Annotated in this window: 6 protein-coding genes; 3 read left to right on the top strand and 3 right to left on the bottom strand. The window is 63.4% G+C overall.

The genetic code is table 11. From position 1 onward, the window contains the following. Positions 1-486 (top strand): GNAT family N-acetyltransferase (locus AC1DSN_RS16510; protein ID WP_477331729.1); only part of this gene is annotated, 486 nt, incomplete at its 5' end. A 12-nt stretch (positions 487-498) separates the two neighbouring features. On the opposite strand, the gene AC1DSN_RS16515 is transcribed toward AC1DSN_RS16510, so the two are convergent. After that, positions 499-1,146: a DUF4124 domain-containing protein gene (locus tag AC1DSN_RS16515; protein WP_477331731.1), complete on the bottom strand. Its 648-nt coding sequence runs from the start codon at positions 1,144-1,146 to the stop codon at positions 499-501. Positions 1,147-1,148: 2 nt separating this feature from the next. Then, complete coding sequence (locus AC1DSN_RS16520) at positions 1,149-2,093, bottom strand: DegV family protein (RefSeq protein ID WP_063573849.1); 945 nt, start codon at positions 2,091-2,093, stop codon at positions 1,149-1,151. A 201-nt stretch (positions 2,094-2,294) separates the two neighbouring features. Here AC1DSN_RS16520 and AC1DSN_RS16525 point away from each other — a divergent pair, with 201 nt between their 5' ends. Continuing rightward, positions 2,295-3,083 (top strand): AMP nucleosidase, encoded by a 789-nt coding sequence (locus AC1DSN_RS16525; RefSeq protein ID WP_213948841.1) that lies wholly within the window; start codon positions 2,295-2,297, stop codon positions 3,081-3,083. An 83-nt stretch (positions 3,084-3,166) separates the two neighbouring features. Continuing rightward, on the top strand, positions 3,167-4,057 hold the full coding sequence (locus AC1DSN_RS16530) for an EamA family transporter (protein WP_477297913.1): 891 nt from the start codon (positions 3,167-3,169) through the stop codon (positions 4,055-4,057). Between the two features lie 169 nt (positions 4,058-4,226). Here the strand turns inward: AC1DSN_RS16530 and AC1DSN_RS16535 are convergent. Then, the coding region (locus AC1DSN_RS16535; RefSeq protein ID WP_477331733.1) for a TonB-dependent receptor domain-containing protein at positions 4,227-6,590 on the bottom strand (2,364 nt) is incomplete at its 5' end.

The raw sequence follows: 6,590 nt of genomic DNA on the forward strand, positions 1-6,590 counted from the left end.
ACGATGGTCACGATGGTCTACGGGGAGTCGATAATGAACGATGAAACGATGTCCTTGCGCATTCGTCGGGCGGAAATGGCCGATGCAAACCAGGTCGCGATCTGCCTGCAGTCGCTCGGCTATGGCGCCTCGGCCGACCTGGTCCGGGCAAAGCTGGCGGCATTCGGCGAACAGTCCGATGCCGTTCTCGTCGCGTGCCATGGGGTGCTCATCGTCGGTGTCGTCAGTGTTCACATCACGCCACTCTTCCACGCGCCGGGGCACCTCGCACGCGTCACGGCGCTGTCCATTCGTGACGGCCACCAGCGTCAAGGTATCGGCACGGCACTCATGGTCGCGGCAGAACAATGGAGCTGGGCATCCGGCGCGGCACGAGTGGACCTGACCAGCGGAAACCACCGCCCCGAGGCGCATCGGTTCTACGAATCGCTGGGCTACGGTACGGACTCGCGCCGCTTCGTAAAGCATCGCCCCGTCGAGGCGTGACGGGGCGTCGCCTCAAGGGCACGACTGCAACTGGCTGCGAAGGCGTGCGTCCTTCGCGTCCAGCGGTGGACGGTCACTCTTGAACGCGTTGCGGATCTGCCGTTGCGTCGCTTCCGACTCGCTGCGCAATGCCTGGCAGGTTTCCGCGGGGCTGAGTTCCCGACACTGGTCCTGCACCCAGACGTAGTTGCTCGTCGCGATGGCGCCGACATTGCCCTTGCCGCGGTTGAGCTCCGGGGCCGAGGCCACGGCGGAGTTGGGGTTACCGTAGGTATCGGACAGTGACCCGCCAGCGACACCGAGCACACCGAGGGGCGCGAGGTAGGGCTGCGGATTGCCATCCGCGCTGGTGTACGGTTTGCCGTCCGTTGCACGGATGCAGCCGAACATCCGCGGCGGAGGCGGCAACGGCTGGGATTGAGGTGGCGGAGGATCTGAAGTTGCATCGTCTCGCCGAGGCGCGTCGGGCATCGGCGCGACCTGGCCACTGGCCGGCGCGGAGTCCTCCAGTTGGAGTGTCTCCTGCCGCTGGCTTTTCGCGCACGGCGTCTGCTGGTAGATCGTCTGCCCGTCAGCCAGGCACTTGTAGACGGTCTCCGCGCTCACGCCACTCGTGGCCGCGAAGGCCAGGGCGGCGAGCGCGTACACCGTGCAGCGCATGCTCAGAAGTCCGCGACGTGGTCTTCGGACGCGAAACCGAGGGTCATGGCACCTTCGCCAACGTTGACCATGCCGGTGATGCTCATCGGGCTCTCCAGGATCTCGACGCCGGCATCGCCGCAGACGCGGGTGAGGGCGTGGTAACCCGTCAACGCGCGCATCTCCTCGAGGTCGCCGCCGTAGCTCAGCGATAGCGAGGGCACGAGGAGGCCGGCCTGGACGCGCTTGGACGCATAGTCGAACAGCACCTGGGCGCCGTGGTCGAAGCCGCGCACCTTGCCGACCGGGCCGGTCTCGCCGCGATGGGCGCGCAGGATCGGCTTGATGTCCAGGGCGGTGCCCAGCATGGAACTCATGAAGCTGACGCTACGGTCGCCCTTGCTGCGGGCTCGGGAACGAAGGTAGTTGAGATCGCGCGGCAGCATGTAGCCGTAGGAGCAGTCGGCGATGTGCGCCACCCGTTCGCGTACCTCGGCCGGCGACTTGCCGGACTGGATCATGCGCACGGCTTCGGCCACCACCGGGCCGGAGCCGGCGAAGATGTTGCGCGTATCGACTACTCGCATCAGGAACGGTCCGGTGATCCCCGCCGCCTCGCGGATAGGGCGGTAGTTCTTCAGGATGGCGAAACTGGCCTTGATCACGTTGTCGTGGATCGGACTGCGCGTGGCCATGATGGTCAGGCAAACGACGCAGTCGTAATCCTTGACCAGGCGGTCGAGGAACAGGTTCTGCACGTCCTCGACCGAACTGGGCTCGGTTTCGCCCGAGTGGCTCTTGCTGCCGAGCTTCTGGTCGCGGAAACGCTGGATCTCGACCGGGTCACGGTCGTCCTTGAACTTCTGGCCGTCGACCTTCACGGTAATCGGCATCACGGCGATGCCGTTGCGTTCCAGGAAATCCTGCGGCACGTCACAGGCCGCATCAATCGCTACACCGATTCGCATCGGGTACTACCCCCGTCGAAGGCCTTTGGCCCAGCGGCACCCGAAACGCCCGCTGCGTTCCATCTCGCCCCGCTTGGGCCGGATGCTACACTTGCCCGAATGAATTTGGCACTCCGCCGGCGTGGCGTCGCCGGTAACCGCGCCGTCGGTCCGTGAAGGCAGCCCTCCGCCTCCGCCGGCGCTTGCGCAACCGGGCTCCCCATGAAAACCAAGAACGAGATCGTCTCCAACTGGCTGCCCCGCTATACGGGCACCCCCCTGGAGGCCTTCGGCCAGCACATCCTGCTGACCAACTTCGGCCATTACGTCGAACGCTTCGCCCTCGACCATGGCGTGGAAGTGCGGGGCCGCGACCGTCCCATGCCTAACGCCACGGCCGACGGCATCACCCTGATCAACTTCGGCATGGGTAGCCCCAACGCTGCCACGGTGATGGATCTGCTCAGTGTCATCGCGCCGGAGGCCGTCCTCTTCCTCGGCAAGTGCGGCGGCCTGAAGAGAAAAAACTCAATCGGCGACCTGATCCTGCCCATCGCAGCGATCCGCGGTGAGGGCACCTCGAACGACTACCTGCTTCCCGAGGTGCCGGCCCTCCCGGCCTTCCAGCTCCAGCGTGCCGTGTCGACGATGATTCGCGACCTTGGCCATGACTACTGGACAGGCACGGTCTACACGACCAATCGCCGGGTCTGGGAACACGACGAAGCCTTCAAGGACTACCTGCGTCGCACGCGCAGCATGGCCATCGACATGGAAACGGCGACGATCTTCGCCGCGGGCTTCGCCAACCACATTCCCTGCGGCGCCCTGCTCCTGGTCTCCGACCAGCCCATGATTCCCGAGGGCGTGAAAACTGAAAGCAGTGATGCGGTCGTCACCGCCAACTATGTCGAGCGGCATATCAAGGTAGGCATCGAGGCACTGAAGCTAGTGCGGCGCCATGGCCGGAGCGTGAAGCACCTACGGTTCGAAGACGATTCCGCCGACTGAGAAAGTAGGGTAACTCGCGCATTCTGTAGGAGCCGCTTCAGCGGCGATGGGTGCTGGCCTCGTCTCATCAGACAAGGAAGTAAATGAAACCACGTGATCTCATTCTAGGCATCGTCGTCACCCTCATCTGGGGCAGTAACTTCTCGGTGATCGAGGTCGGCTTGCGTGACCTCGATCCTTTTCTGCTCACCGGGTTACGGTTCGCCTTCACGGCATTCCCGCTGATCCTGTTCCTGCCGCGGCCGCGCGATGTGCCGTTGATGTCGCTGGTGGCATACGGCCTGCTCTTTGGCGTCGGGCTGTGGTGGGTAGTGAACCTCGCGATGTCGAAGGGTATGTCCCCTGGACTGTCATCGCTGGTGCTGCAGTTCAGCGCGTTCTTCACCGTGATCCTGAGCGCCGTGGTACTGCGTGAACGGATGCGTGCGCCGCAGCTGGTGGGCATGCTCGTTGCCGCCGCCGGATTGCTGGTGGTCATACATGCCACGAGCGGAACGTCGACGACGCTAGGTGTCGTGCTCGTGTTGCTCGCGGCCGTCAGCTGGAGCGTCTGCAATCTCATCGTGAAACGGCACAAGCCGAAAGACATGATGGCCTTCGTGGCATGGTCGAGTGTGTTCTCGGCGCCCGTATTGTTCGTGCTGACCTACGTGAGCGAGGGGGCGGCGCCGTTCGTCGCGCTGTCGCATGGCGTGTCATGGGCAGCGATCGGTTCGGTGCTTTTCCAGGCGTATGTCACCACGGTGTTCGGCTATATGGTCTGGAATAACCTGATGAAGAAGTATCCCGCGGCGAGTGTCGCGCCGCTGTCGCTGATCGTGCCGGTATCGGGCATCGTCACTTCTTATCTCGCCTTCGATGAGCACTTCGCAACGGGTGTGTGGATCGGGGCGGCGGTGATGCTGACGGGCGTAGCGATCTTCGTCTGCGCTCCTTACCTCCGCAAGCAACATCGAACCGCAACCCCTCTGTAGGATCCGATTCATCGGCGAACCCGCGGCGGCGGGCCATGTTCCCGCAAGCGCCCATCGCCGCTGAAGCGGCTCCCACATGACGCAAAAAAAAGGCCGCTCCATCTAGAGCGGCCAATATCCGGGGAAATGCTTTGCTGTTGTTGTTATGCGATATAGCTAAGCGTTTTCGTTACAGCGTGAAGTCGTAGCGGGCTCCGAGGCGGATGGTGCGCGGGTCGGAGAACGAACGGGCACGCTTGTACTGCGGATCCGGCGTGCCGCTGTCGGTCTCGCCGTACTCGTAGTACTGGGTAACGCGCTGCTTACCCAATGCGTTGAATGCGTCGGCCGAAAGCGTGAGCTTGTGGTCGGCGAAGGCCGGCTTCCAGGCGACGCTCAGGTCCACGTTGTACGTCCACGGTGTGCGGCCGAAGCTGCCGCGCGGGGCAGGCTGGCCATTGCAGTAGAAGTAAGCGGCGCCGTACTGGTACGGATCGCCACCGACGGAGTCCGGGCGGGTACCGATGCAGCTGACCGGGTAGCCCGARGCGATACGGGTAACGGTCGAGAACGCCCACTCATCGTTCGGCGCGTAGGTGCCGTAGATGCGCAGCTGATGCTTCTGGTCGTTCGGCAGRTYGCCGTTGGTGTTTTCCATGATGGCCGGGAAATCCCAGCTCTCGGTGGTCGACACGTCAGCCTGGACGATGTTGGAATCGAGCTGGCCTTCGGAGTTGCCGTAGCTACGCGAGTAGGTGTAATCGATCTTCGCGTACCAGTGGTCGCTGAACTGATGTTCGGCGTACAGGTCGAGCATGTAGTAAGCGCGCTTGGCACGCGGCTCGCCGATATCGGCGGCGGTGAGCGGCACGCTCAGGTACTGACCATCAGCCGGCGACACGGTGAACGTGTTCGCGCGACCCGGGTTATACAGCCAGCAACCCGTGCTGCGGCCGATACCCGCCTTCACTTCGTCGTGAAGGCCGTTCTCGTCGCCCCATTCCTGGATCGGTGCCGAGTCGCAGGTATCGTCGATCAGGCTGCGCAGGCGACGGTACATGGCCTTCGCACCGACGACCCAGTTGTTGTCCAGCTGCTGGTCGACACCGAAGATGTACTCATCCTGGTAGTACGAGTGCAGGCCCTGGGCCGAAACGGTCTTCGCGTCCGGCGGGATGCCGTTCGCGCCGTTCTTGTTGTAGTTACCCGAATACGGGCCTGCAACGAGACCGGTCGGCACACCCGTGACCGGGTCGATGCCGGTGAAACCGTAGTACTGCGACGGGAAGGTCGACGGGCCGGCGCCGCGGATGGCGACGGAGGTAGGCAGACCGAGGTGGTAACGGCCGGCGTTGGCGTAGATCTTCAGCGAGCTGTCACCGTGGACGTCCCACGACGCACCCAGGCGTGGATCGAGCTGGTGGCGCGCGCTGGCATACGCTTCGCCGCTACCGTTGTAGTTGGTGAACTGTTCGTTACGCAGGCCGATGTAACCGTGCCAGCGGTCCGTGATCTGCCAGTTGTCTTCGATGAACTGCGAACGCTGGTTGGTACGGGCCGAGGTGCCCGTGCTCAGTGCCGTCGATTCCGCGTAGTAGCCGTTGGCGAAGTCAGCCGGGTTGTACAGGGCGGGATTGAGGCCGAGGTTGGACAGGCGGCTCTGGATGGACGAGCCGTCACCAACGTCAGCGTAGGTCCAGCCGGTACCGCCGGTTGGCAGCGCACCGGACGTGGCGCGCAGGACATAGTTATCAACACCTCCGCGCAGGTCGTGATCACCCAGGCGGTATTCGATGTTGGCGCTCCAGCCATGGCTGCTGTCTTCCGCGCCAGGCAGGAGGAACGTCGAGCCACCGACCGTGCAACCGGTCTGCGGGTTGCCGGTAAACTCGGTGCGGTTATCGGTAATGGTCGGGCAGTTCTGGCCGGTAGCCGAGGTGATGTTCTGGCTGTGGTCGGAATGCGAACGGCCGTACATCGCGTTGACCGTCAGGTCGTCAGTGATGTAACCGGTGTAGTGACCGATGTACGTGTTGCCACCCGGCGTCGCGTTGGTCTGCGTGCCGTTGTAGTTTTTCGTGTAGACATGGCCGAGGTAGTCGCCGCGACCGGTGTCGTAGCTGTAAGCACTGATGGACTGGTCATTCGTCTCGGTGTCGCCGATACCGGTGAACTCGAGGATGTTGTTGTCGGTGATGTTCCAGTCGATCTTGGTCAACCAGCGCTTGGTCTTGGCGCTGTCATGCTCGTCGTCGCTGGTGGTGTTCGGGCCGGTGTAGTCGCCGGTGTTCCTGATCCAGTCCGCCGCGGCGAAGATGAACAACTTGTCTTTGATCAGTGCGCCGCCGATGGAGCCGGAGTACTGCAGGTTCTCGTTGTTGCGCAGCGCGTACAGGTTGCCCTTCTGGTAAAGGGTGCCGTCGCGGAGACGGACATTACGCGGCTGCTGGTTCAGGCCGTCCGGCGACCAGAACACCTGGACGTCGCCCTTCCACTCGTTGGTACCGCGCTTGGAGACGACGTTGATCACGCCGCCGGTGGAGCGGCCGTACTC

This window comes from Luteibacter sp. P4_D7_3 (assembly GCF_056401735.1).

Bases quoted from the DNA above. Each gene is read 5' to 3' on its own strand.
- AC1DSN_RS16520 (WP_063573849.1), bottom strand. From the start codon at position 2,093: ATGCGAATCGGTGTAGCGATTGATGCGGCCTGTGACGTGCCGCAGGAT.
- AC1DSN_RS16530 (WP_477297913.1), top strand. From the start codon at position 3,167: ATGAAACCACGTGATCTCATTCTAGGCATCGTCGTCACCCTCATCTGG.
- AC1DSN_RS16525 (WP_213948841.1), top strand. From the start codon at position 2,295: ATGAAAACCAAGAACGAGATCGTCTCCAACTGGCTGCCCCGCTATACG.
- AC1DSN_RS16515 (WP_477331731.1), bottom strand. From the start codon at position 1,146: ATGCGCTGCACGGTGTACGCGCTCGCCGCCCTGGCCTTCGCGGCCACG.